The sequence below is a fragment of the Sandarakinorhabdus sp. genome, assembly GCF_031422795.1.
GTDB lineage: Bacteria > Pseudomonadota > Alphaproteobacteria > Sphingomonadales > Sphingomonadaceae > Sandarakinorhabdus.
The window spans coordinates 1-1,955 of record NZ_JANPML010000393.1; the positions used below are offsets into that span (position 1 = coordinate 1).

2 protein-coding genes are annotated in these 1,955 nt (G+C 64.1%); both read right to left on the reverse strand.

The window, feature by feature from the left end:
* Positions 1–1,197: F0F1 ATP synthase subunit beta (atpD, locus tag RMO81_RS13835; RefSeq protein ID WP_310476475.1), on the reverse strand; the 1,197-nt coding region annotated here is incomplete at its 3' end.
* 12 nt (positions 1,198–1,209) lie between these two features.
* Positions 1,210–1,955: F0F1 ATP synthase subunit gamma (locus tag RMO81_RS13840; protein WP_310476476.1), on the reverse strand; the 746-nt coding region annotated here is incomplete at its 5' end.

Sequence of the window (1,955 nt, forward strand, 5' to 3'; positions counted from 1 at the left end):
TTCATCCATGCCCAGAATGGCGATGATGTCCTGCAGGCTCTTGTACTTCTGCAGCACTTCCTGAACCGAACGGGCGACGCCGTAATGTTCGTCACCCACAACGCGCGGGGCCAGCACGCGGCTGGTCGAATCGAGCGGATCGACGGCCGGGTAGATGCCCATTTCCGAAATCGCGCGGCTCAGCACGGTGGTGGCGTCCAAGTGGGCGAACGACGCGGCCGGGGCCGGATCGGTCAGATCGTCGGCGGGCACGTAAATGGCCTGCACCGAGGTGATCGAACCCTTGTTGGTCGACGTGATGCGTTCCTGCAGGGCGCCCATGTCGGTGGCCAGCGTCGGCTGATAGCCCACGGCCGAGGGGATGCGGCCGAGCAGCGCCGACACTTCGGAACCGGCCTGGGTGAAGCGGAAGATGTTGTCCACGAAGAACAGCACGTCCTGGCCCTCTACGTCGCGGAAATATTCGGCAATCGTCAGGCCCGACAGGGCGACGCGGGCGCGGGCGCCGGGCGGCTCGTTCATCTGGCCATAGACCAGCGCCACCTTGGAACCTTCGGAGATGGCGTTGCCATCCGCATCCGACGCGATAACGCCGGCTTCGAGGAATTCGTGATACAGATCATTGCCTTCGCGGGTGCGTTCACCCACGCCGGCGAACACCGAGGTGCCGCCGTGGCCCTTGGCGATGTTGTTGATCAGTTCCTGAATCAGCACGGTCTTGCCGACGCCGGCGCCGCCGAACAGGCCGATCTTGCCGCCCTTGGCATAAGGCGCGAGCAGATCGATGACCTTGATGCCGGTGACCAGGATGCTGGATTCGGTCGACTGATCGACGAATTCCGGGGCCTTGGCGTGGATCGGCGCGGTGTTGGTCTGGTCGATCGGGCCACGCTCGTCGATCGGCTCACCGATGACGTTCATGATGCGGCCCAGGGTGGCCGGGCCAACCGGCACGCGGATCTGGCTGCCGGTGTCGGTCACTTCCTGGCCGCGCACCATGCCGTCGGTGGCGTCCATGGCGATGCAGCGCACGGCGCTTTCACCCAGGTGCTGGGCGACTTCCAGAACGAGGCGGTTGCCGTTGACGCTGGTTTCCAGCGCCGAGAGAATCGCCGGCAGTTCGCCATCGAAAGTGACGTCGACAACGGCGCCGATGACCTGGCTGATGCGGCCGACATTGTTGGTGGTATTGGCCATGAGGCGTGCTCCTTAAAGGGCTTCGGCGCCCGAGATGATCTCGATCAATTCCTTGGTGATCGCGGCCTGTCTCGTGCGGTTGTAGGTGATACTCAGCTTGTTGATCATGTCGCCGGCGTTGCGGGTGGCGCTGTCCATGGCGGTCATGCGGCTGCCCTGTTCGGACGCGGCATTTTCCAGCAGCGCGCGGAACACCTGCACGGCAAGATTCTTCGGCAGCAGATCGGCGAGGATGGCTTCTTCGTCCGGCTCATATTCGACGCTGGCGTCGGCACCCTTGGCATCGCCAGCCGGCAGCGCCGCCGGGATGATCTGCAGCCGGGTCGGCTCCTGAGTCAGCGCCGACTTGAAAGTGGAGAAGAACAGGTGGGCGACATCGAACTCGCCGGCTTCGAAACGCGCCACCACATTGTCAGCCACGCTCTTGGCATCGGCAAAACCCACGTTCTTGATGTGGGTCATGTCGACAGTGCCGACGATCAGCTCCTTGTGCGTGCGGGCAAACGGCGCGCGGGCCTTCTTGCCGACGAACATCAGCTTCACCGTCTTGCCCTGGCCCAGCAGATCTTCCAGCGTGCGGCGCGCCAGCTTGGCGATGTTGCTGTTGAAACCACCGGCAAGGCCGCGTTCCGACGAGCAGATCACCAGCAGATGCACCTGATCATTGCCGGTGCCGGCGAGCAGGCGCGGGCTTTCCGGGCCCACCGTCACGCGACTGGCGAGCGATGCCATCACGGCGGCCATCCGCACCGAATAGG